The organism is Vibrio pacinii DSM 19139, assembly GCF_000711795.1.
Lineage (GTDB): Bacteria > Pseudomonadota > Gammaproteobacteria > Enterobacterales > Vibrionaceae > Vibrio > Vibrio pacinii.
Genome location: NZ_JONH01000001.1, coordinates 17,697 through 42,326, shown reverse-complemented (window position 1 = coordinate 42,326; position 24,630 = coordinate 17,697). Strand labels below are relative to the sequence as shown.

23 protein-coding genes are annotated in these 24,630 nt (G+C 45.5%); 21 read left to right on the top strand and 2 right to left on the bottom strand.

The annotated features are described in order from the left end of the window. Positions 1-3 precede the first annotated feature (3 nt). Positions 4-1,701, top strand: a complete 1,698-nt coding sequence (locus tag BS19_RS00195; protein ID WP_038172477.1) for an ATP-binding protein — start codon at positions 4-6, stop codon at positions 1,699-1,701. Here the strand turns inward: BS19_RS00195 and pabB are convergent. Continuing rightward, a complete protein-coding gene (gene pabB, locus BS19_RS00190) occupies positions 1,698-3,086 on the bottom strand; it encodes an aminodeoxychorismate synthase component 1 (RefSeq protein WP_038172475.1) in 1,389 nt (462 codons plus the stop codon). The two genes, BS19_RS00195 and pabB, sit on opposite strands and share 4 nt — an antisense overlap. Positions 3,087-3,254: 168 nt before the next feature. On the opposite strand from pabB, the gene BS19_RS00185 reads away from it, so the two are divergent. From BS19_RS00185 to BS19_RS00110, 16 genes are all read left to right on the top strand, one after another. After that, complete coding sequence (locus BS19_RS00185) at positions 3,255-4,778, top strand: fumarate hydratase (RefSeq protein WP_038172471.1); 1,524 nt, start codon at positions 3,255-3,257, stop codon at positions 4,776-4,778. 120 nt (positions 4,779-4,898) lie between these two features. Beyond that, positions 4,899-5,084, top strand: coding sequence for a hypothetical protein (locus tag BS19_RS00180; protein WP_038172468.1), 186 nt, complete (start codon positions 4,899-4,901; stop codon positions 5,082-5,084). A 119-nt stretch (positions 5,085-5,203) separates the two neighbouring features. Then, positions 5,204-6,580 (top strand): YcjX family GTP-binding protein, encoded by a 1,377-nt coding sequence (locus tag BS19_RS00175; RefSeq protein ID WP_038172466.1) that lies wholly within the window; start codon positions 5,204-5,206, stop codon positions 6,578-6,580. Further along, complete coding sequence (locus tag BS19_RS00170) at positions 6,577-7,623, top strand: YcjF family protein (protein ID WP_038172464.1); 1,047 nt, start codon at positions 6,577-6,579, stop codon at positions 7,621-7,623. Before BS19_RS00175 ends, BS19_RS00170 begins: the two co-directional genes overlap by 4 nt. Positions 7,624-7,722: 99 nt before the next feature. Continuing rightward, a complete protein-coding gene (tyrR, locus tag BS19_RS00165) occupies positions 7,723-9,267 on the top strand; it encodes a transcriptional regulator TyrR (protein ID WP_038172461.1) in 1,545 nt (514 codons plus the stop codon). Further along, positions 9,267-9,845 carry a ribosomal protein S5-alanine N-acetyltransferase gene (gene rimJ, locus BS19_RS00160; RefSeq protein ID WP_038172459.1) on the top strand — a complete coding sequence of 193 codons (579 nt, stop codon included), beginning with the start codon at positions 9,267-9,269 and terminating at the stop codon, positions 9,843-9,845. The genes tyrR and rimJ overlap by 1 nt, the downstream gene beginning before the upstream one ends. Before the next feature lie 92 nt (positions 9,846-9,937). Beyond that, positions 9,938-10,411, top strand: coding sequence for a DUF2947 domain-containing protein (locus tag BS19_RS00155; RefSeq protein ID WP_038172458.1), 474 nt, complete (start codon positions 9,938-9,940; stop codon positions 10,409-10,411). A gap of 298 nt (positions 10,412-10,709) precedes the next feature. After that, positions 10,710-10,883: a hypothetical protein gene (locus tag BS19_RS20335; RefSeq protein WP_169738994.1), complete on the top strand. Its 174-nt coding sequence runs from the start codon at positions 10,710-10,712 to the stop codon at positions 10,881-10,883. A 157-nt stretch (positions 10,884-11,040) separates the two neighbouring features. Then, entirely contained in the window at positions 11,041-11,688 is a 648-nt protein-coding gene (locus BS19_RS00145; RefSeq protein WP_038172454.1) for a GTP cyclohydrolase II, read from the top strand. A 167-nt stretch (positions 11,689-11,855) separates the two neighbouring features. Then, the gene (locus BS19_RS00140; protein ID WP_038172452.1) at positions 11,856-13,121 is read left to right on the top strand and encodes an imelysin family protein; all 1,266 of its coding nucleotides are present in this window, start codon (positions 11,856-11,858) and stop codon (positions 13,119-13,121) included. Between the two features lie 121 nt (positions 13,122-13,242). Continuing rightward, positions 13,243-14,634, top strand: a complete 1,392-nt coding sequence (locus BS19_RS00135) for a di-heme oxidoreductase family protein (protein ID WP_038172449.1) — start codon at positions 13,243-13,245, stop codon at positions 14,632-14,634. Between the two features lie 9 nt (positions 14,635-14,643). Next, entirely contained in the window at positions 14,644-15,675 is a 1,032-nt protein-coding gene (locus tag BS19_RS00130; protein ID WP_038172447.1) for an imelysin family protein, read from the top strand. Continuing rightward, a complete protein-coding gene (locus tag BS19_RS00125) occupies positions 15,665-16,741 on the top strand; it encodes a DUF1513 domain-containing protein (RefSeq protein ID WP_038172445.1) in 1,077 nt (358 codons plus the stop codon). The genes BS19_RS00130 and BS19_RS00125 overlap by 11 nt, the downstream gene beginning before the upstream one ends. 100 nt (positions 16,742-16,841) lie before the next feature. Beyond that, complete coding sequence (locus BS19_RS00120) at positions 16,842-18,395, top strand: L,D-transpeptidase family protein (protein WP_038172442.1); 1,554 nt, start codon at positions 16,842-16,844, stop codon at positions 18,393-18,395. A gap of 180 nt (positions 18,396-18,575) precedes the next feature. Further along, complete coding sequence (mepK, locus tag BS19_RS00115) at positions 18,576-19,118, top strand: peptidoglycan L,D-endopeptidase MepK (RefSeq protein WP_038172439.1); 543 nt, start codon at positions 18,576-18,578, stop codon at positions 19,116-19,118. A gap of 79 nt (positions 19,119-19,197) precedes the next feature. Beyond that, a complete protein-coding gene (locus tag BS19_RS00110) occupies positions 19,198-19,854 on the top strand; it encodes an MBL fold metallo-hydrolase (RefSeq protein WP_038172437.1) in 657 nt (218 codons plus the stop codon). Positions 19,855-19,909: 55 nt separating this feature from the next. On the opposite strand, the gene BS19_RS00105 is transcribed toward BS19_RS00110, so the two are convergent. After that, complete coding sequence (locus tag BS19_RS00105) at positions 19,910-20,584, bottom strand: DUF2982 domain-containing protein (protein WP_038172434.1); 675 nt, start codon at positions 20,582-20,584, stop codon at positions 19,910-19,912. Between the two features lie 219 nt (positions 20,585-20,803). Between BS19_RS00105 and BS19_RS00100 the strand changes: the two genes are divergently transcribed. From BS19_RS00100 to BS19_RS00085, 4 genes are all read left to right on the top strand, one after another. Then, positions 20,804-21,181: a hypothetical protein gene (locus BS19_RS00100; protein ID WP_038172431.1), complete on the top strand. Its 378-nt coding sequence runs from the start codon at positions 20,804-20,806 to the stop codon at positions 21,179-21,181. A 386-nt stretch (positions 21,182-21,567) separates the two neighbouring features. Next, positions 21,568-22,659: a TRAP transporter substrate-binding protein gene (locus tag BS19_RS00095; protein ID WP_038172428.1), complete on the top strand. Its 1,092-nt coding sequence runs from the start codon at positions 21,568-21,570 to the stop codon at positions 22,657-22,659. Positions 22,660-22,790: 131 nt separating this feature from the next. Then, the gene (locus BS19_RS20125) at positions 22,791-23,324 is read left to right on the top strand and encodes a TRAP transporter small permease subunit (RefSeq protein ID WP_038172425.1); all 534 of its coding nucleotides are present in this window, start codon (positions 22,791-22,793) and stop codon (positions 23,322-23,324) included. Between the two features lie 12 nt (positions 23,325-23,336). Continuing rightward, complete coding sequence (locus BS19_RS00085) at positions 23,337-24,620, top strand: TRAP transporter large permease (protein ID WP_038172420.1); 1,284 nt, start codon at positions 23,337-23,339, stop codon at positions 24,618-24,620. The last annotated feature ends 10 nt before the right edge of the window (positions 24,621-24,630 follow it).

Below are 24,630 nucleotides of genomic sequence, written 5' to 3'. Positions count from 1 at the left end.
GATATGGAAAATCAATCGCCGCTAGAGAGAAAATTAATCCGTGAAATTGCTTCACGAAAACAAGCAGAACTGCTTTTAGAAAATAAGAGTTTAGAGCTGTATCAATCCAACCAACATTTAGAGCTGGTTCTAAATCAACTCAAATTGCAAACACGCACTGACCTGAACAAACTTGAATTTGAACAGCATATTAACGACGCGCTGATTCATTTTGGTCGCGCTTTTCTGAGGCGTAATTTTGATGATGGGTTGATCATCAGTTTGCTGGAATGCCTTGAAGCACTCAGCGTAATAAAAACCGCCAGTTTAATTCTTCAAACTGAGCTGATTGCAACGGTAGTCGAAAGTGAATTTGGTCAATGCAGTGAATCAGCGTTACATATGACTAAGCCATACCCGGTTTGGGATGGTTTACGGTTGCGCTTACCGATAGAAGTTGATCAGCAAGTAGTGGGTGAATTAACTATCTTCGTCAATGAAAGTGATATCGAAAAAGATTTCATCGTCAGCCAGATGTTACTGGTGTCTGAGTTGGTCTGCAGCGCAATCAGTCGCCAGTTAATCGTAATTAGCAATCAGCAAGCTCGGGCAAGAGCAGAAGAGTCTGAACGCTCGACTCAAGAGTTTGTGGCAATGATCAATCATGAACTGCGAACGCCCCTCAATGGTTTGCTAGGCAGTGCCGAATTATTAGCCGACACACCATTGACGGAAGAGCAACAAGCACTGCTGTCTAATCTTTCCCATTCCGGTGACTTATTGCGCCATATTATTAATGACCTGCTTGATTTCAGCAAAATGAACGCTGGCATGATGGAGCTTATTCCATCTCAGTTTTCATGGACAGACTTGTGTGAAACACTTATTGGCATCTTTGACAACCCTGCGCGTGAAAAAGGCATTGAGTTTGAAATTCGTCAAGAAAACTCGTTACCCGCTGCGCTGATTGGCGATTTTGAGCGTATTGGACAAATTCTCGTTAACCTGATTGGTAACGCAGTAAAGTTTACCCTTGAGGGTAAAGTGAGTGTGGTTGTCGACTGGCATCAAGACCAATTGCGCATTTTAGTCGAAGACACTGGGGTAGGGATAAGCCCAGATGCGCAAAAAGATCTGTTTAACCCATTTGTTCAGGTCGACCGAACAGCAAAGCGTCACTTTGAAGGCACTGGCCTTGGTTTGGCGATATGTAAAAACTTAGTTGAGCTGATGTCAGGGTCAATCACTCTCAGTAGTCAGCTAGGCAAAGGAAGCTGCTTTGAGGTGATATTGCCTTTAAAAGCAGGCACGGTAGAGCAAGCGCGCGACTTACAACTGGTGCCAGAGAATCGTAAGAAACCACTTGATGCGTTGGCAATTTTGGTTGTGGATGATATTCGTATGAATCAAGTTATTATTAACCAGATGCTCAAAAAGTTGTCGATTACGCCAGATATCGCTAACAATGGTATTGAGGCCATTAAAGCGGTGTGTAGCGGTCAGTATGATTTGATTTTTATGGATTGCCGCATGCCCGAAATGGACGGTTTTGAAGCAACACAATACTTACGTGAGCAAGGCTATCAATTGCCCATTATTGCCCTGACGGCAAGTACAACCTTAGGTGAACGTGAAAAATGCATCCAAAGCGGCATGAATGATATTTTAACCAAACCGTATACCGCTAAGGATTTAACACAGACGCTAGATAAATGGGTTTAGTGTTCGCGCCTTTGGCGACTTAACACGGGTAAAATGCGACTGAGCTTATCAAGTGTCTCTTGGTATTCGCTATCGCATTGACTATCGGCTACGAGGCCGCCTCCAGCCCATACATAAAGCTGATTGTTTTCGGCGACCAAAGTACGAATGGTAATGCTAGTGTCCATGGCGCCATGTCGACTGATGTAACCAATGCTACCGCAGTATGCACTGCGACGATGTGGCTCTAACTCCTCAATGATTTCCATTGCTCTGATTTTCGGAGCGCCAGTAATTGAGCCTCCCGGAAACGATGCTCTAAGTAGATCGGCGGCAGCGAAACCGTCATCCAGTTGAGCTCGAATCGTGCTGACGAGGTGGTGAACAGCTGGAAAGCTTTCGATTTCAAACAGTTTCGGTACATGCACACTGCCTGGCTTAGCCACCCGACCGACATCGTTACGCAGTAAATCAACGATCATCAAGTTTTCAGCTTGATCCTTTTCAGCATGAGCGAGTTCGTCGGCCGCTTGCTGGTCAAGCGTTTCATCGACGTGTCTTGGTCGAGTTCCTTTGATTGGCTTGGTTTCGATCTTGCCCTGTTTAACTTGCAAGAAACGCTCAGGTGAGACGCTGATGATCGCGCTCTTATCCGTACGAACAAACGCTGAAAATGGGCCCTGATTGACCTGCTCAAGTTCTAGGTAGGCTTGCCATTCGCTGCCTTGGTATTCGGCGTTAAATCGTTGGGCAAGATTGATCTGATAGCAATCCCCACAGCGCAGGTACTCTTGCACTTGATGAAACTTGTCACTGTAGCTTGCTTTGGTCATATTCGATTGCCAGTCACTGGTAAGCGAGAAAGCTTTATTGCTCTCTGACGTTTGAAGTTGTAACCACTGCCAACGCGCCTCGATATCAACATCAACGCCAACCACGAATGCTTGCTTTGTCTGGTGATCAACCACAACCGCCCAATCATAAATGCCGACAGCCATATCCGGAGTCGTGAGATCTTGCTCGGCAATTACCGGTAAACGCTCAACACGGCGACCCAAGTCGTAAGCAAAATAACCGAGCGCGCCACCAATAAAGGGTAGCTCTCCCTGATAGTCGATTTCAGGTAGGAGCTCGGATTGAATCTGCTTAAGTAGCTCAAAGGGATCTTGCTGTGACTCGCTGATATGACCCTTTTTGACAAGGCATGTTTTGTCGCCAGTGGTGGTTAGGGTCGCCACCGGATTGACGACAAGAATGTCAAAACGGCTATCGATATGAGAAGGCGAGGGAGAGCGGAGTAACATCGCCCACGGCTGTGACTCGACAAGATTAAAAAGCTCGATTGCTAAGGTGTTTTTATAGGTAATCGGCTTGATTTCTAAGCGATTTGGCTTGTTGTTATTCATTTGTTTAATTTGTGACAAAGAGATCGTTGCTACCGTGGCGTGTTGAGGAAAGCAAGAGTATCATAATGACCATAAATGTCGCTACACCAGCGTGTTGCTAATACAAGTTCGTTTAGCAATCGTTTGTGTGCGATGACAAAAGGAAGCATAACGATAACGAGGCATGCAATGACCGTAATTCGCCAACAGGATGTGATCAGTAGTGTTGCTGATGCACTTCAGTACATCTCTTATTACCATCCATTAGACTTTGTCCAAGCCCTAGAAAAAGCCTACCACCGTGAACAAAGCCAAGCGGCAAAAGACGCCATGGCGCAAATTCTGATTAACTCACGTATGTCTGCCGAAGGGCACCGCCCGATCTGTCAAGATACGGGTATTGTGACCTGTTTTGTCTACATCGGTATGAACGTGCAGTGGGACGCGACCGATATGACCGTGCAGCAGATGATTGATGAAGGTGTGCGTCAAGCTTATACCAACCCGGATAATCCGTTACGTGCTTCTATATTGAAAGACCCAGCAGGAAAACGCATCAATACCAAAGACAATACTCCGGCGGTCGTTCATATCAGTATGGTGCCAGGCGACAAGGTTGATATTCAGATTGCAGCCAAAGGTGGCGGCAGTGAAAACAAAACCAAAATGGTGATGCTCAATCCTTCCGATGATATAGCTGAGTGGGTAGAAAAAACCTTGCCAACAATGGGCGCGGGCTGGTGTCCACCGGGCATGCTCGGTATCGGTATTGGTGGCACGGCTGAAAAAGCAGCCGTGCTTGCGAAAGAGTCTCTGATGGAGCATATCGATATTCAAGAGCTTATCGATCGCGGTCCAGAAAATGCAGAAGAAGAGTTACGTCTCGATATCTTTGATCGTGTCAATAAACTCGGTATCGGCGCGCAAGGTCTTGGCGGTTTGACGACCGTTGTTGATGTCAAAATTAAAACGGCGCCAACCCATGCGGCCTCTAAGCCTGTCTGTTTGATCCCGAACTGTGCGGCGACGCGCCATGTTCACTTCACACTTGATGGCAGCGGCCCTGCAGAATTGACGCCACCAAAACTTGAAGATTGGCCAGATATTACTTGGGAAGCAGGTGAGAACACACGTCGCGTGAACTTAGATACGGTCACTAAAGAGCAAGTTCAAGAGTGGAAAACCGGTGAAACGGTACTCCTATCGGGTAAAATTCTGACAGGTCGTGATGCGGCGCATAAGCGTATTCAAGGCTTGCTTGAAAAGGGTGAAAAGCTACCAAATGGCGTTGATTTAAAAGGTAAGTTTATCTATTACGTCGGCCCAGTTGATGCCGTGGGTGATGAAGTGGTTGGCCCTGCTGGCCCTACAACGTCAACCCGCATGGACAAGTTCACCGACATGATGCTCGAAGATGCGGGCATTATGGGTATGATTGGTAAAGCTGAGCGCGGACCTGCGACAGTTGAATCAATCAAAAAGCATAAAGCGGTTTACCTAATGGCCGTCGGTGGTGCTGCCTACTTAGTCGCTAAAGCGATTAAGAAAGCGCGCGTGGTCGCATTCGAAGATTTGGGTATGGAAGCGATTTACGAGTTCGAAGTTGAAGATATGCCAGTGACAGTGGCAGTTGACGCAAACGGTGCTAATGCTCACCAAATAGGTCCAGATACTTGGAAAGTAAAAATCCAAGAAATGGATGTTAAATCGTAATAATAACGGTTAATTTTGAAAGAAATTACTGATTTAATTAGCAAATATTTGACAAAGGTGGCGCCAAGGCACCACCTTTAGTCTGTATACTCTAATATTTTAAAATCGTCAGGAGCTTACATGCCACGTTTTATTCAAATCTTGCAAATCTTCATTGCGGTGGTGGTGGGTGCATTTGTCTGTTATGACCTTATTTTACATGGTATTAGTATCTTCGATGAGAAGTACGTGACGATCACCTGTGTGTTGTTGCTAATAGTAGAAATTGCCCTGTTTATTATCTATAAATTGATCGAAGACGATTAAATTTTCGTTGATAGCACATATATTTTAAGCCTCTGGATCTCTTCAGGGGCTTTTTTGTTCATCTAGGATTAAGGTTAGTCACAATAAGCTAGGGCTATCAATCGCAAAAGAGAGTGTGAATGAAGCAATTAACGCAAGAAATGAATGATTTACTTAGCCGTACTATGGACTCCCATGTTCGTATCGCGGTGACGGGGTTATCGCGCGCAGGTAAAACCGCTTTTATTAGTTCACTGGTGAATCAGTTACTTCATACTTCGACGCACGACAATCTGCCATTGTTTGCCGCGGCTCGGGATAAGCGAGTGATTGGTGCAAAACGAGAGCCACAAAGCAACATGCTGGTGCCGCGTTTTGCTTATGACCAAGCCATGGACCAAGTCCATGCAACGCCACCAACATGGCCTGAGCCGACGCGAGATGTGAGTGAAATTCGTCTGGCGGTAAAGTATCGTCCAACAAAACGGACTAAAAAACTCTTCGGTAGTACCGCAACACTCAATATCGACATCATCGATTATCCAGGTGAATGGTTGCTCGACTTGCCTTTGTTAGACATGGATTTTAATCATTGGTCCCAGAGTCAGTTTACCGCGCTAAAAGGTTTACGTGCGGATTTGGCCCAACAGTGGCTTACGCAGATTGAGCGCTTTGACCCTGACGCGCCGTTAGATGAAAAACAGATTGCCCAGATATCATCTAGCTACAGCGACTTTTTGTTTGCGTGTAAGGATCATGGCTTGCATTGGGTGCAACCGGGGCGTTTTGTGTTACCCGGAGAGCTTGAAGGTGCGCCAGTGCTGCAGTTCTTCCCATGCCGTTTTGATCCAGAGCACAAAGTGGTCAAGGGCTCGAACTTAGCGATGCTAAAAGCGCGCTATCGAGAGTATCAACAAAAAGTGGTTAAGGCGTTTTACAAACATCACTTTTCAACGTTTGACCGTCAAATCGTACTGGTGGATTGCTTGCAACCACTCAATGCAGGTCACGAGTCGTTTAACGATATGCGTCAAGCGTTAGAACAGATCATGCACAGTTTTCGTTATGGTCGCAGTAATGTGCTTAAACGTTTGTTTGCACCGCGTATCGACAAGATTTTGTTTGCAGCAACCAAGGCTGACCACGTGACTCCAGAGCAGCACAATAACTTGGTGTCACTGTTACAACAAATGGTGCATCCGGCGTGGCAAACGGCATCTTATGAAAACATTGAGATGAGCTGCATGACATTAGCGTCGATTCAAGCCACTGAAGCTGGTTTTATTGCCCAAGGCGATCAATCACATCCTGCATTGCGTGGCGTGACTATTGACGGGCAGCCGTTGACGGTCTTCCCCGGAGACGTGCCGAAAAAACTGCCAGAAAAAGCTTATTGGCAGCAACAAGGCTTTGAGTTTATTGGTTTTAGGCCGATGGCAAATTCTATCGATGAACCGTTACCGCATATCCGTATCGATAAGGCGTTAGAGTTTTTAATAGGAGATAAACTGAAATGACCTCAAGTGATAAAGCACCGCTTAAACCTAAACAGGTCTTCAATGAGTCTTTGGATAAAACCAATGTTAAGCTTGATCCCGAGCTGACAGCGAAGATGCAGTTTGCTCAAAGCGAGACGTTTGTTCCGGTCAATATCGAACCAGAAACACCGACAGAGGCAGAGCAAAAACTAGAACAAGTAATCAGACCTAAAAGTGGTTCGAAGTGGCTGACTACCGGTTTATTAACGTCTTTTGCAGGTCTAGTGGCTTGGCAAGCGATAGACAATGTGCTGACTGCAATACAGAGTGCGGATTGGTTGGCGCTAGGCTGGGTTGGCTTTGTAACTGTGCTCGCGAGTTTAGGGATTGGTGCGATTGGTAAAGAGCTTCTAAAACTGCGTAAGCTTAAGCATCACTTTAGCGTTCAAGAGCAGAGTGAGGTGATGATCAACACACACAATGTCGGACAAGCCAAGGCTTTTTGCCAGACCTTAGCTCAAGAGGCGGGGATTAAGCCCGAGTCACCGAGTTATGACCGTTGGCTAAACAGTATCAATGCGTCGCACAATGATGCAGAAATCCTCGATATGTACGACGCTATGGTGGTTGCCGAGCAAGACAAAGTGGCAACGCGCATTGTCTCTCAACACGCAACCGAGTCTGCTGCGTTGGTGGCCATAAGCCCTCTAGCGTTAGCTGATATGCTGCTGGTGGCGTGGCGCAACTTTAAAATGATCGACAGTCTAGCGCAAGTCTATGGTGTTGAGCTTGGTTACTGGTCACGTTTGAAACTATTTAAAGCGACCTTGATCAATATGGCCGCGGCGGGAGCGAGTGAATTGGCGGTTGATGCCAGCATAGATCTGATGTCGATGGACTTAGCCGGCAAAGTGTCGGCAAGGGCCGGGCAAGGTCTTGGCGTGGGGATTCTGACTGCCCGTTTGGGGCTGAAAGCAATGACGCTATTAAGACCGACGCCGTGGAACGCGCAGCGACGGGTTAAATTGGGTGCAATTCGCAAGCAGATCGTTGAAAAAATCGGCGCAATTACCTTCAAATAGTATGAATGTGACGCGAGCGTTATCAGTTTACTTGACGGGGATCTAGGCTTAAGGGAAACTACTGTCAACTTTTCGTGACACCTAGTTAGGAACTCATCCGTGCGTCTAGAAGTTTCCTGTGAAGACAGACTTGGTCTGACTCGTGAATTACTCGATATCCTCGCGTCTAAAAGCATAGACTTGCGTGGTATCGAAATTGATGTCAGCGGTATTATTTATCTCAATTGCCCAGACATTGATTTTGATATGTTTAGCGAGTTAATGGCTGAAATTCGTCGTATTTCGGGTGTTAAGGATGTGCGTAAAATTCAGTTTATGCCCATTGAAAGACACAATAACGAATTGATTTCATTGCTCAACAACTTGCCCGAACCAGTACTTGCTATTGATTTGAAAGGCAATGTTGATATGGCAAACCATGCGGCTCTGACACTATTTGGCCATGAAGAGAGTGACATGATTGGTCATCAAATCTCTTCACTGCTGCCAAGCTTTAACTTTAGCAAGTGGGCGGAAGGTAAGATCACCCGCCTGAGAGAAGAAATCGTCATCCGCGGCCTCGACTACATGATGGAAATCATGCCTGTCTATATCAGCGATGAAACCAACGAGTCAATGTTGGCAAGTACGGTGATGATTATTCGCTCGCGCAATGAAAAACCGCTGTTTGATGATTCTCTTTCTGTGCACAATAACTTGGGTTTTGAGCACTTTGTTGGGGTTTCAAATCGTCATAAGGCATTGATTAGTCAGGCGAAGAAATTATCTATGCTTGATCAGCCGCTATTGATTCAGGGTGAGACAGGTACTGGCAAAGAGATGCTCGCTAGGGCATGCCATAATCGCTCTCAACGCGCGGCACGGCCATTTTTAGTCTTGAGTTGCGCTTCAATGCCCGATGATGTGGCAGAAACCGAGTTGTTTGGCCATGCGCCGGGCTCGTTCAATCACCAGCAAGGCCATAAAGGGATCTTTGAACAAGCTAACGGTGGCACCGTCTTTCTTGATGAAATTGGTGAGATGAGCTCGCACTTGCAAATCAAATTGTTACGCCTACTTCAAGATGGCACTTTCCGCCGGGTTGGTGAAGAAGATGAAATACATGTTGATGTGCGAGTGATTGCCTCAACAAGACATCATCTTGCCGATTTGGCTGAATCAGGAACTTTCCGCGAGGATCTATTCTATCGACTCAATGTATTAACGCTGCTTATTCCACCGTTAAGAGAGCGATCGAATGATATTGCACCGCTGCTTGAGTTATTTGTTGCGAAATACGTTAAACAGTTGGGAATGGCGAAACCGAATATTGATGATGAGTTGATTGATCAGCTGGTTAGCTATCAATGGCCAGGTAATATGCGTCAGCTCGAAAACGTAGTACTGCGCGCACTGACCGAGTTAGAGTCCGATCAACTGACGGCGGATCTATTCCATTTGCCACAACTTGAGTCAGCCAGCAGCAACGCGCCAACATTAAATCTCGATGGTTCGCTGGATGAAATCATGAAAGAGTATGAATCTCAGATCTTAGAGCGTTTGTATCAGTCATTCCCATCAAGTCGTAAGCTTGCGAAACGTCTTAATGTGTCGCACACCTCAGTGGCGAACAAACTCAGAGAATATGGTATTCGGAAAAATTAATGGACAGAGTCAGTACCCCCACTCAAGTATTTGAGGTTGATGATGAGATTGTGGTCCGCACTGCTGAGCCAACCGATGGCGCGTTGATTGCGGACTACTTTATTCGCAATAGAGCACACCTTAAAGCGTGGGAACCCAAGCGTGAAGAGGCGTTTTTTTCTATCTCTGGATGGACACAGCGTCTTATTAAGCTCAATGAACTGCATCGAATGGGGTTAGGTTATTACTTATTGATTATCGATAGAGAATCGGATCAAATGCTAGGCACTATCTCATTTAGCAATTTGTCGCGCTTTCCTTTTCATGCTTGCAATATGGGGTATTCGTTAGGCGAAGAGGTGCAAGGAAAAGGCGTGATGACCCGTGCACTGCGTTTAGCGGTTGACTACATGTTCCGTATACAGAATATCCACCGCATCATGGCTAGCTACATGCCGAAAAATAAACGCAGTGAAGCGGTACTTGAGCGGATTGGGTTCGTTAAAGAAGGTTTTGCGCAAGATTACCTGTTGATCAACGGTAAGTGGGAAGACCACAACTTAACATCTTTGATCAATCCGCACTGGAAGACATTGTAATCGTGCATCATTGAAACCAACCTGAATCATAGTAATTTATCAAGTCAGCAGATATGGCTGGCTGAAAGCAGCATGCTTTAAGAGGAAACTAAATGTCGTACCTACCTTTGGATCAATACCAAAGAAAATGGATTTTTACTCACCAGTCAATGCCAGTGCCTGAATCAGAGCTTGCGGCGATAAAACCAATGACTCAATTGCGCGCGTCGCAGCTGTGGAAAGAAAACATCAGTGCGCAAAGTCCAGATGCCGATCGCTTCAGTTCTAGTGATTGGCCGATGAAAGAGTCAAACTGGAAAGACAACGTTGATTGGATGGCGGCTTGGGAATCTGATGACGAACAATTGCCGCAAGAAGTATTAGACTTCGTTGACTGGCAAGATGATGTCACTGTCTATTTTTGTTACGAGAAATACAACGTGATCGAAACCAGTTGGTCATTTTTTAAAAAGTATTGGAAAAATTTCCTTTTTTACGATGATGGCCCGATGTTGATTGGTCGTCGACGCAGTGAAGCATTATGGTTTGATAGCGAAGGCAAGGTGAAATTAGGCCAACGTAAATAGATAAAAGCAGCGTCAGCTGCTTTTTTGCATTGCGTCCTTTGCCATGCGGCTCTTATCGAACTTGTATAACATGTTATTTGCTAGTGGTTGAATCTAATGATCGTACTTAAGCCAATGAAGATCATTATTGATCGACTAAGTGCCAGAAATGTAAAGAGTATGTTTGACGATAAAGTGTGATTTTAAGCCCATTATTGAACCTATTTTTTGCGTGGGAATTTGTGTTTGTTATCATTTATAAGACAAATACATCCAGTGAGTTATTTTTCACATTTCATCATCGTCTTAGGGAAAAGTAGTGGCCATGAACATAGCTCAATTACGCGAAGATTTTTATGCGCATATTAGCGCTATACAAGCCTACGCGCTGCCTCAGACTAAGCCGACGCTTTCACTACTAACTGAAGAAGAGCTCAGAGAACTAGAAGCCTGCTGGATTGAATTATCAGTTTGGAAAAACCAGCAAGATTAAGCAACTGATAGCCAATCGTTGTTGAAAAACCTCAATATATTTCATATTGAGGTTTTTTATTGCCTGAACGATTAATTGTTATATTATAACAATTGTGATCTTAATATTGAATTATTCAGTATTAGTCCCCATAGTTAACCTCAAAGCGGAGCATCGCATGAATGCAGCGACAGATATAACAATTAAAAAATTCCAAGTGGGTAAGAATATGGCGGAAGTAAGAGCCAGAGTTGACTTCAAAGTCGGTGTTAAAAGTAATATTGATGCAGAAATCCTATCTTTCAGCGGTTTAAAGACAGATAAAGAGCATGTCGCTGTGATTTTTAAGCATGCTGATAAAAACCAGCCAGCGCCTTTAGTACGCATGCACTCAGAGTGCTTAACCGGAGATGTATTTCACTCTTCGCGTTGTGACTGCGGTGAGCAACTCGACGAAACCATCAACCGCATGGGAGAGTCGGGCGGTATCATCCTCTATTTGCGTCAAGAAGGTCGTGGCATCGGTCTTTACAATAAAATTGATGCATACAAGCTGCAAAGCGAAGGGATGAACACCTACGAAGCTAACAATCATCTCGGTTTTGGCGATGACCTACGTGACTTTACCGAAGCCGCGCAAATGTTATCGGCCTTGGGTATCACCAATATTCGTTTAGTGACCAATAATCCAAAGAAAGTTAAAGAGCTGCAAGAGCATGGTATTACCATCGAAGAAGTTGTTAACACTTCTGCTCACGTCAAAGAAGGCAATGAAGGTTACCTGAAAGCGAAGGTGTCTCATGGCAAACACAATCTCGATCTCTAATTTGTTAACCATTCCATGTTGATAAAAGCCTCACTTTTGTGAGGCTTTTTTGTTTGGTGCTTGCAAAAAAAATGTAAATTTGTATTATTCCCACCTAAGAGTGCAAATGATAATAATTAGCACTACATATAACAAATGATAATTAAGCTCAACAAGGATGCTCTTTAATGAATGTAAACACGCTTTTCGCTCAATCAGCAGTTGCCGCGTCACTTTTGCTCGTTGGTGGCTCTGCGTTGGCCGCACCGGTCACTCAACAACAAGTGGTTGAGCATTATGCCGATGTGGCCCATGCGGTATTTGCTGACTCGTTAACCACCGCTAAAGCGCTAGACACAGTAATCGAATCCTTCTTAGCCAACCCAAGTGCAGAGAAGTTTGAACAGGTTAAGCAAGTTTGGCTAGCGTCACGCGTACCATACCAACAGTCTGAAGTTTTCCGTTTTGGTAATGCGATTGTCGATGATTGGGAAGGGCAGTTGAATGCCTGGCCGCTTGATGAAGGTCTGATCGATTACGTCTCTGCTGACTACCAGTATGAACTCGGCAACGAAGGGGCGAGCGCGAACATCATTGCGAGTAAAACGCTGAAGATTGGTCCATCAACGCTGGATGTATCGACGATCACTCCAACATTGATTGCTGATTTGAATGAAGTGGGTGGTTCTGAGGCGAATGTGGCATCGGGCTATCACGCCATCGAATTTTTACTGTGGGGCCAAGACCTTAACGGTACCAATGAGGGCGCAGGTGCGCGCGCTTATACCGATTTTGTGGTTGGTGACGCCTGTACTAATGGCCATTGTGATCGCCGTGGTGCTTATCTGCAAGCGGCAGCGGACCTGCTGGTACAAGATCTTGAGTGGATGGAAAAGCAGTGGTCGGCTAACGAAAAAGGCAACTACCGCGAAACCCTTCTCAATGAGTCTGCTGAAAATGGTCTACGTAAAATGCTGTTTGGCATGGGCTCACTCTCATTAGGTGAACTGGCTGGTGAACGGATGAAAGTCGCGCTCGAAGCAAACTCAACCGAAGATGAGCATGATTGTTTTTCTGATAACACCCACAACTCGCATTACTACAACGAGCAGGGTATCTACAACGTTTATACCGGATTGTATAAGCGTGAAGACGGAACCTTACTTTCTGGGCCTAGCCTCCACGATTTAGTTGCGCAAAAAGATAAACAAGCAGCGCAGCAGATCCAAAAACAATTTGATCTGACTCGAGCGCAAGTGGGCCAATTGGTGACGTCGGCGGAAAAACACAATCAGCACTTTGATCAATTGATTGCGGCAGGCAACGTTCAAGGCAACGCACTTGTCAATCAAGCGATACTCTCTTTGGTCGCGCAAACTGCACAAATTGAACGAGCTGCGAAAATTGTTGGTATTACTAGTCTTAATCCAGACACAGCGGACCACGAATTTTAAGCTCAGCGACAGTTATCGATAAAGGGCTCACTAGAGCCCTTTTGCTGTTATGAGTCCTGTTTGTTTATGAGAAATATTCCCATTTTCATGCTTCGGTTTTTACCTTTATAGAGTTATCGCAATGACGTTTTTTCCCAAATCTTTAATGGTCACCTGTTTGGCACTGAGTGCATGCTCTGCATTTGCTTATGAAGTGAAATCGGGTGGTGACACCGCTGTTAAAAAGCAGGGCGCGAATGCCTATTCTCTTCCTGCCGCCAATTTACCGATGTCAAAGCGACTGGATTTCAGCGTCGGTAACAGCTTTTTTCGTAATCCATGGGTTCAGGCACCAGCCTCAACCGATGCTCGGGATGGTTTAGGCCCGTTATTTAATACTAATGGCTGTCAAAATTGCCACATTAAAGATGGTCGTGGTCATCCCCCTGAGAAAGGCGACAAGCACGCGGTGTCGATGTTGGTTCGTTTAAGTATTCCAGCTATGACAGCAGAACAAAAGAAGGCATACATTAAAGACGGTGTGATTCCAGAACCCAATTATGGCGGCCAACTGCAAGATTTTGCTCTACAAGGTGAGCAGCCAGAAGGAACGATTGATATTCGCTATGACGAGGTTCCAGTTACTTTTTCTGATGGCACGGTAGTGACGTTGCGCCAACCGAATGTATCGATTACACAATTAGGTTACGGGCCGATGCATCCCCAGACTCAACTGTCCGCGCGTGTGGCGCCACCTATGATTGGTCTTGGTCTGCTAGAAAGTATCCCTGATCAAACCCTGATCGACTGGTCTGCTCAACAAGACCAAGATAATGACGGCATTTCCGGCAAAGTGAATCGAGTTTGGGACGTACGCAAGAAGGATTTCGCGATTGGGCGTTTTGGCTGGAAAGCAGGTCAACCTAATTTGATGCAGCAAAATGCAGCGGCATTCAACGGTGATGTTGGTTTAACCAGCGCCTTGTTTCCACAAGAAAACTGTACCGCGACACAATCCATCTGTGATGATTTACCTAATGGAGGCGCCCCTGAAGTCAGTGATAACATCCTCAATTTCGTTGAATTTTACTCTCAGCATTTAGCGGTGCCTGTTCGTCGAAATGTTGATGATCCGCAGGTTAAACTTGGTCAGACACTGTTTGCTAAAGCAGGCTGTGATAGCTGTCATAAACCGAGTGCCAAGACTGAGGTGCGCTCCGATCTGCCGGCGCTTTCTAATCAAACTATCCATCCTTACACCGATCTTCTGCTTCACGATATGGGGCCTGGATTGGCTGACCATCGACCTGAATATTTAGCCAATGGACAAGAGTGGCGTACGGCGCCGTTGTGGGGTATCGGTTATACCCAAGAAGTGAATGGCCACACCTATTTTCTCCATGATGGTCGAGCGCGTAATTTGATGGAAGCGGTACTATGGCATGGTGGTGAGGCGAAAATGGCTCAGCAACAGGTATTAACATTCAATCAAAAACAAAGAGATGCATTAATTGCATTCTTAAACTCGTTATAGGGTAGGCCAATGGATTTTAAGCAAGTGCTGTTAGCTTCACTGCTGACGATATCTCTGTTAGGTTGCCAGAGCACAGACACACAGACGGTCAACCCACAAATTTCTAGTCATCCTAGTCACCACGTTTATAAGCTTGAGTTTGAGTTTGCTCAACGCTTAAAAGTTGAGTCAATCAATTTATCCCAGACGGTGAGCGATTATTGCGCCGCCAATGGTGATCTTGCGTCGTTAAAGCAGCAATGGCATCGTACTATGCTCGCCTGGATGGCATTACAAGGCCAACAACGAGGGCCTGAGTTGGCATTGGCTCAAAGTTGGAACCTGCAGTTTTGGCCAGATAAGAAGAACACGACCGGGCGTAAAATGCATCAGCTTATCGCGCAACCTAAGCGTTGGACTCAGGCTGAAATTGCTAAGCAAAGCGTTACAGTGCAAGGGTTAGGCGCAATGGAGTGGTTGTTGTTTGATTCGGCGTCTGACTTGACTACAAACACGTCGACATGCCAAACCGCTATCGCTATCAGTCATAATTTAGCACGAAATACCAGTGAGATTGCCCGTGCGTGGCACACAAATCCATGGCTCAATCTTGATGAAAAACAGTGGCATGCAGAATACATTGCTCTTCTATCCAATCAACTCGATTATAGTATCAAGAAGCTAAGTCGTCCTTTGGCAAATTTTGGTCATCCAAGGCCGTATTTTGCTGAATCTTGGCGCTCACAAGCCTCGATGAAAAACTTACAAGCCAATATTATGGCTTTGCAGGCACTCTATTTGGCTGATGGCCACGGAATCGACGCTGTGCTGCGTGATAGGGGTAAAGCGAACCTGGCAGATAGAATTGTCAATCAGTTCAATACGATGGCAGAGACTTGGCCAAGTGACCAAAGTGTGTTTGTTTTACTGCAAACCAAATCAGGCTATCAGAAGGTCTATGCGCAATTGAATAAGTTAGAGCAACTCAACTACCTTATTCATGAAGAAGTAGCGATTGAACTAGGTGTCATAATAGGGTTTAACGCAACAGATGGTGACTGATAATACAAGACGTCGTTTACTTAAAGTTGCTCTGTTGGGCACGGCTTATCCATTGGTCGGGTGTGTATCGACGTCAGCAAAAAACACCCAACCTGCCCTTATTGGCTGTGCGATCAATGGACGCGATCGTTTTTGTGCGGTTGTTGCCAATGCGGATGGTCAGTTTATTCGCCAAGTTGCGCTGCCTGAACGTGGGCATGGTGTTGCCACCCACCGACGCCTGCATCACGCGGTGGCTTTCGCTCGTCGTCCAGGGCGTTATTTTCAAGTGTTTGACTTTAATACTGGCGAGTCGATAAAACTGCGCCCAGCTGATAACAATCGTCACTACTATGGTCATGGAGTTTACTCTAACGATGGACAATGGCTGTATGCGACAGAAGGGCAACGCGGCAGCAGTCGAGGAATCATCGGTGTGTATGACGTTGTTGCAGGCTATCAAAAAGTGGCAGAGTTTAGTGGCTTTGGTATTGGCCCACATGAAGTGATAGTCATGCCGGACGATAGGCTAGTGATTGGCGTTGGAGGCGTACATACCAATGGACGCGAGCCACTCAATCTCACCACTATGTCGCCGAGCCTTAGTTATTTGGATCGAAATGGCGAGCTGGTGGATCAAGTCGGGCTTAGAGATCACAAGCTGAGCATTCGCCATCTTGCTCATGACGGAGATAAAACGGTGTTATGTGGTCAGCAGTATCGCGGTGAACCAGAGGAATACCCAGCGCTATTAGCGATGCATAAAGCTGGGGGGCCGATGGTGCAGCTTGAGGCAGAACCAGAGCAGTGGGCACGTTTTAACCATTATATTGCCAGTATTGCGGCAACTAAGGAATGGATCTTAGCGACTTCACCACGTGGTAATTGCTATGGAATTTGGTCTAAGCAGACACTAAAACTGGTCGAGTTAGCGCCGCTTCCCGACGCTTCTGGTGTCGTAGTGCAGGACGAGACATTTAAAGTAAGTTCTGGGGCTGGGGGCGTGGTGTCTTTATCCAACGCTACGAGTAAGCATGTGAGCCAATCGGGCATCCAATGGGATAATCATTGGTCGGTCATCACCTAATCAAGAAAAACGTAGACGTGGTTAGAACTCTTAGCAACAAGTCATACCTATGTCACTTATCTCTGCCATACTTCTTAAATGGATGTGAAGGGGTGAATCAATGGGAAGATGGACATGCTGGTTGTTGGTACTATGCCTAACACCCACAGCGGCTTTTTCTGGGCAATACTTTAATCAGATAGGTTGGCTTGAGTCGAACAGTCAACTGACGAAAATACTGCAATATCCAGCCGTTGTAGAAGACATCTATCGCAACAATAACACCCAGATGATTTGGTTTGACTTGCAACAAAGCAGCAAGCTGGAGTTTCAATTAGAAGTTATCCAACATGCGGGGTTTAGCCCGCTGTTTTCTCGTCAACTTAGCTACCTTCAGTTCTATCGCAAAAGTAATCGCTGGTATGAATACGACATTCTTGCCACTGACACGCTATTGCTCTATCTCAGCTATGCAGAACTGGCTAAAACTCAAGGCAAACAATGGTTTTTTCAGACGAAACTCAAACGAGGCTTAGATCTGCCACCAAATAGCGCCTTTATTGCGATGCACCGAGCCATTGCTCAGCAGCAACTTGGCGAGTTAATAGAAGCTTATACACCAGACAGCCGTGAGTACCAAAAGCTGGTGGATACCTATCTGCATCTGATTAAGTTTCAGCAACTCGAACTCCCGCTTTATCAACAAGCTGGGTTAAAACGAGTAGGTGATACGCTGGATTATCGTGACGTGTTGCTTCAACGCTTGGCGATGGTAGACATTAACCTGGCTGATGTCCGTAAAGACGTTAGTTGGTATGATTTGTCATTACAAGCTGCGATCAAGCAGTTTCAGTATTTACACGGGTTAAAAGATGACGGCATTATTGGCCCTGAGACAGTTAGGTGGCTTAATCTGCCGATTGAAAAGCGTTTGGCTACGTTGGCACTGAATGCCGAACGTGTTCGTTACTGGCCTGTGCAACGTGACACTATAATTGTGGTCAATGTTCCTAGTTTTCAGATGAGATATTGGGCGGCAGGAGAAGAGGTTTTTCACTCTAAAGTCGTGGTCGGTAAAAAAGCGCGTCCTACCCCGGTAATGACAACCAATTTAGATTCACTGATCCTCAATCCGACTTGGAATATACCATGGAAGATTATGATCGAAGATATCATTCCGAAAGTGAAACAAGACAAGCAGTACCTGACAAAACATAATATCAAAATCATACCCAAGTGGGGCTCGCCTGAAGTAGTCAACCCTGCTGAGATTGATTGGGATAACCTGAAACCGCAAGCGTTTCCATATCGGATGACCCAGTTATCAGGAAATGCCAATGCGTTGGGGTTGTATAAATTTAATACGCCAAATCGCCGTGCCATTTATCTGCATGATACGCCGAGTAAAAACCTGTTCACTCAGACTCAGCGCGCGTTCAGTTCGGGGTGTATTCGCGTTGAGAATGCCGATGTGTTTGCCAATTTATTGCTCGAGTCACAAGGTTTGATGATGGAACCTAAGTCAGACAGTGAACCGACCCCAAACCAGTCAATTCCACTGCGAAGCCGTATTCCTGTGCATATCATTTACCAAACGGCATGGTTTGAGGAAGGAACCGTCCACTATCGGGAAGACATTTACCGTTTCGATAGATTTGGTTACACAAAAGGATAGAATTAACACAATCATGACGTGTTTTATATTTGGTTTATTTTATTAATAGGTTCAATAAGTAAGCATTTCTTACCGTGGCTTACAGCGGTTTGAGCATGTTTTATGCATTTGCACTTCACTATAGAGTTCGGTACGGTCGCTGCCGAAAACTGAATAACTCAATTGTGAAGGTAAAAGATTGTGGCATTATCTCGACGAGATTTTTTAAAATTAGCCGGAAGTGGATTAGTGGTCGCAAGTTGTGCGCCGACGATCGCCTTGGCCTCTTACCCAGAAGAACCTCGCTCGCTTGCTTTGACTAACCTGCATACAAGAGAAGCGCTTGAAACTTGCTATTTTGATGGGGCAGAGTACGTTTCAAAAGAGCTGCGCCGTATTAACCATTTGTGCCGAGACTTCAGGCGCAATGAAGTACATCCGATGGACAAACGCTTGTTTGATCATATTAGCCAAATTCAAACCGAGCTCGGTGTTGAAAGCGAAGTGCAGATCATTTCTGGCTACCGTTCGCCAGCAACCAATGAAGCGCTGCGCAGTCGATCCGATGGTGTGGCGAAGAAAAGCTACCACATGTTGGGGCAAGCTCTCGATTTCCGTCTTGATGGTGTCGAGTTAAAACGCGTGCGAGATATCGCTCGTGAGCTTGATTTTGGTGGCGTTGGCTATTACCCACGCAGTAATTTTGTTCACATTGACACCGGTCCCGTACGTTACTGGGCGTAGCTTCGCCGTGTCTCTGGTTGTCAAAAGGCTCGGCAAATGTCATAGTTCTGCCAGTTTAGAAGATTGCTAAAGGTTAGCTATGTCGCTTAAGTATCAAGTTGTTCCTGTTACCTCGTTCTCTCAGAATTGCTCTATTGTTTGGTGTGATGAAACCATGGAAGGCATCGTTGTCGATCCAGGTGGTGATGTCCAACAACTTAGCATGTTGATTAATCAACTCGGTGTGAAAGTGGTCAAGTTAGTTTTGACTCATGGCCATTTAGATCACGTAGGTGGCACTGAGCCTTTAGCCAGTGAATTGGGTGGTGTTGAGATTGTTGGCCCACATAAAGCCGATAACTTCTGGCTACAAGGATTAGAAGGGCAAAGCCAAATGTTTGGTTTTCCTCTGACTCAAGCATTTGAGCCGAATCAGTGGCTTGATGAGGGTGATAAAATCACCTTTGGTCAGCAAGTTCTTGATGTTATTCATACCCCTGGTCACACTCCAGGCCATGTGGTGCTATTTAGCGAACAAGCGAAATTAGCTTTTGTTGGCGATGTGCTATTCAATGGTTCTGTTGGTCGTACTGATTTCCCTCAGGGTGACTTTAATACTCTGATTACTTCAATTAAAACTAAGCTGTGGCCGTTAGGTAACGATGTGCGCTTTGTGCCAGGTCATGGCCCAGAATCCACTTTTGGTCGCGAACGCGCTTCAAACCCATTTGTTGCCGACGAAATGCCGCTCTATTAACGCGTATTTAAACAGTAAAGGTCGCTGATGCGGCCTTTTTTATCGCCGTTGTTCATCAAGCTGTCGGCTCAGACTCGGCAGCGGCGAGATAGCGCCGTGCAAGGCCAACGAATTCTTCTGGCGCTCTGTCTAAGTCTTGCGCTGCAATAAAAATATCGTAATCGAAATAACGCCGCTGATAGCGCATGCGGTTGGCTAACATCGCTTGTAGGCCTTTAAACTCCACACCCTCTTCATTTCTATAAATAGCTGAGTCGAGTACAATATCCTCAAAATTTTCGCTTTGTTTATGCTGTCTCGCACCTAAATAAAGCAGCGCTCGTTGACTTAGCAACAGCTCGGTAGCGATGCGTGGGCAAATACTATTGATGTAAGGGGAGTAGCATTTCAACTTGATTCCGATCCACGGCAAGGGGTGCTGCCAACCGTCTTGCTCGTAGGTGCAAATATCAATTTTTTGGATGTTATTCCATTTAACTACCCAACCGCCCTTGAATAAGTGTTGCTGGAAATGCGTGGCAGTGAGAGTAAAACGTACGGTGCTTTTCAGGATCAGTAGGTAGCCGAAGGCGAGCACGCAGCCTATCGCGATTATCGTGATCAACCCCTGCTGCCAACCAGGAGCATACACCATCAAAAATACGCAACCAATGGTAAAAATACCCGTTAGCCAACGTACGGTGATAGAAGAAAATACAAAAGGTTGATTGGTTAAGTGTACGGTTTGCATCCTTCATTACTCAAGTCGCGAGATACCTCTGTTTATATAATCAGTAGTCTAAGAATCGATCACAATAACACTGATTAAATTGTAGTCTGATACCTGCGTATCGGGTATTTTTGTGGCATAAAGGCGTCGATACCCTGTAAATTCAGCCAAAAATTTGCTATAAATCGCGCTTCAAATTTTCACCACTGCCACGTATGCAGTGAAATGGAGAAATACTCGATGAGACTTGCTCATAAGCGTAAGGTGCAGTTAAAGCTGCAAAAACGCATTAAAGCGACAGTTGCAAACGTAGAAGCAACACAGAAAGCCAAGCCTGCTGTTGAGAAAAAGCTAGTGGCCAAGCCAGCAGCGAAACAACAAGTTGTAGCCGCGGCGAAAATAACTGACGTTGCGCTCACTCCAAAGCAACAACAAGTTTTAGATATCGTTGTGAAAAATGCAGACGGTATCAATCCAAAAGGCATTGGCCTTGAAGCGGGTCAAGATGACGCTAAAGCGGCTTCTTGGGCGACTGGCGCTTTGAAAAAACTACTGGAAGAAAACCTAGTAGCGAAAGAGCAGCTTGCGGGTAACAAAGTTATTTACAAAGCCATTTAAACGCCGCAGCAGCGTGCTTTATGCCGCTAAATGTACATTGAAAAGCCTCGATTTTGTCGAGGCTTTATCATTTATTCAATGTGTTATTAATATCTTTGTCACATTTCCAGCTAATGTCTGCGTTGTTTTACTCGCGTTTATCACTACGTAGTTAACGCATGGTAGTTATATTTCTCTTCCGTTTAATTTATTGATTTTTTTACTATAAAATTATCTCGTATCTTATGGATTACGTAGTACTACGTAGTTCTTTAGTCTAACTTCCGTCATGTGTGTTAAAAAACATCCGTGTTCACGCTGATTTCATCTTTGCTAATGATCGACCACTCTGTAATCGATATAGAACATATCTAAAAAGGTATGACCCGTTAACAAAGGACGTGAACATGAGTGTTATTAAAAAATCGCTAAAACGAATTTTTAAAGGAACCGCAATGGCAGCTGCGTTAGCTGTTATGGCTACCTCTGCTTCTGCGGCAGAAAAAGTATATCGCTTGAAGCTGGCAGAAACATGGGGACCAAACTTTCCAATATTTGGTGATGCCACTAAAAATATGGCCAAAATGGCTGAAGAGATGTCAAACGGACGTCTACAGATTCGTATCGACTCTGCCAACAAACATAAAGCGCCGCTAGGTGTTTTCGATATGGTTAAGTCTGGCCAATATGATATGGGCCACTCAGCGTCGTATTACTGGAAAGGTAAAGTGCCAAACACCCTTTACTTCACTTCGATGCCTTTCGGCATGCTACCAACAGAGCAGTACGCATGGTTCTACTACGGCGGTGGTATGGAACTAATGGAGCAGGTTTATTCTCAACATAACCTTCTATCGTTCCCTGGCGGTAATACCGATACCCAGATGGGTGGCTGGTTCCAAAAAGAGATTAACTCCGTTGAAGACTTACAAGGTCTGAAAATGCGTATTCCAGGGTTTGCCGGTGAGATCCTTGCCGAACTTGGCGCCAAACCGACTAACATTGCCCCGGGCGAGCTTTATACCTCACTTGAGCGTCGTACCATTGATGCACTAGAGTGGGTCGGTCCATCGCTTGATTTACGTATGGGCTTCCACAAAATTGCGCCTTACTACTACACAGGTTGGCATGAGCCAGCAACAGAACTTCAGTTCTTGGTTAACAAACGTGTATGGGAACGTCTACCGGCTGATCTACAAGCTATCTTACGTGTCGCGATGAAGACTGCAGCCTACGATATGTACACACAGTCAAAACACGAAAGTGGTAAGAACTGGGCGTCAATCAAGTCTGAGTACCCTAATGTCATGGTTAAAGATTTCCCAGAAGAGGTCATGACAGCGCTACGTGAAGCTAATGATCGCTTGCTAAAAGATCATGCAGAGAAAGATGCATTGGCGAATGAGATTCAACAGTCTCAAGCGAACTACCTAAATCAGGTTCGTCCGTGGTCTAACATCTCACATCGCGCATACCTCAACAGCCAAGCACAACAATAAAAGATTTGGCGTAACCAATAACAATAAGCGAATGGGTGACGTTGTCACTCATTCGCTAACCCAAGAAACCTATCAGATAGTACTTCGCTGCTCTATGAGTGGCATCTATTCAAAATTCCATGGAGTAGGGAATGAGAAGCCTAATATATATCGAGCGAGCATTTAATCGCCTTGGTGACTTCCTCGGATGGTTATCGAGCATTTTGTTTATCTTGCTACTGGCCAATGTCGTCTACGATGTTGTGATGCGCTATGCGTTCAATGATGTTTCCATTGCGTTTCAAGAAATGGAATGGCATCTATTCTCGGCCGTTTTCCTACTCGGCGTTCCTTATGCGATTAAATCCGGTGGGCATGTTCGCGTTGATTTGTTTTATGAGCGTCTGTCGAACAAAGCTCAAGCCATTATCGATGTGCTCGGTACGCTGTTTTTCTTATTCCCATTTTGTCTGCTAGTGGCTTACTACGGCGTCGACTTTGCTCGCGAGAGTTACGAGCTAGGCGAAACATCCGGTGACCCTGGTGGTCTGCCTTACCGTTGGATAATCAAAGCGATGATCCCACTTTCATTCTTCTTTATGGCGATAAGTGGCGTTGGTTTATTGCTTCACTCCATCAACAAAATCGTCAATCCACATCTTATATATTCACAAGAGCAAAAGTAAGGAGACAAGAAAATGGTCGGTATTGTAATGTTTTTTGTAGCCTTGTTTGCTTTGCTACTTGGCTTTCCAGTTGCGTTTACCTTTGGCGGTATTGCGTTGATTTTTGGTGTTTGGGCAGAAGGCATGGATATGTTTGCCTTTATGCCATATCGAATCCAGTCGATTATGGAAAACACCGTGTTAATGGCCGTTCCCCTGTTTGTCTTTATGGGGTTGGTATTGCAAAAAACGCGTCTTGCTGAGCAACTGCTAGAATCGATGGGCAAGTTATTTGGCGGCGTTAATGGTGGTATCGCAATCTCTACCGTATTGGTTGGTGCGCTTTTAGCGGCGTCAACAGGTGTTGTTGGTGCTTCTGTTGTTGCCATGGGGTTGATTTCACTCCCTGTTATGCTCAAGTACAATTACGATAAAGGCTTAGCGTGTGGCACCATTTGTGCTTCTGGTACGCTTGGCCAGATCATCCCACCTTCTATTGTTTTGATTCTGCTTGGCGACGTACTAGGTGTCCCTGTCGGTGACTTGTTCCAAGCGGCGATTTGGCCAGGTTTCGTGTTGGTTGCAGCTTACATCATCTACATACTTATCTATGCCAAATTAAACCCTGAAGCGGCCAAAGCGATGCCAGCTGATGAGAATCTTAATCGTAAGCAAGAAGTTATTGCTGCTTTGAAAGCGGTGGTCCCGCCATTAGCGTTGATTATTGTGGTACTGGGCTCGATTTTTGCGGGTGTGGCGACACCGACAGAATCGGCGGCGTTGGGTGGTGCCGGTGCGATTGTACTCGCGCTACTGTATGGTCAATTCAGTTTCATGATGGTTTATGATGCGGCCAAAGAAACGGTTAAAGTGACGGCGATGGTCTTTGCGATCTTACTCGGTGCAACGGCTTTCTCAATGGCGTTTACCTACACAGGTGGTGACTATTTGGTTGAAGAGTGGATGCTTCAGCTTCCAGGTGAGAAATGGGGCTTCTTGATTATCACTATGTTGGTTATCTTAGTGTTGGGCTTTTTCATCGACTTCGTTGAAATCTGTTTCATCATTGTGCCAATTATAGCGCCAGTGGCTGAACTGATGGGCATCAACATGACATGGTTCGCAATCCTCGTTGCGATGAACTTGCAGACATCATTCTTAACCCCACCGTTTGGCTTTAGTTTATTCTATCTAAAAGGGGTCGCTCCAAATGGTGTGACAACCCGAGACATCTACCGAGGTGTAATGCCATTCATCGCGATTCAGGTGTTGGTGCTGGCTTCCTTGTTGGTCTTCCCTGGATTCTACGGAATGTGATCAACAAGTT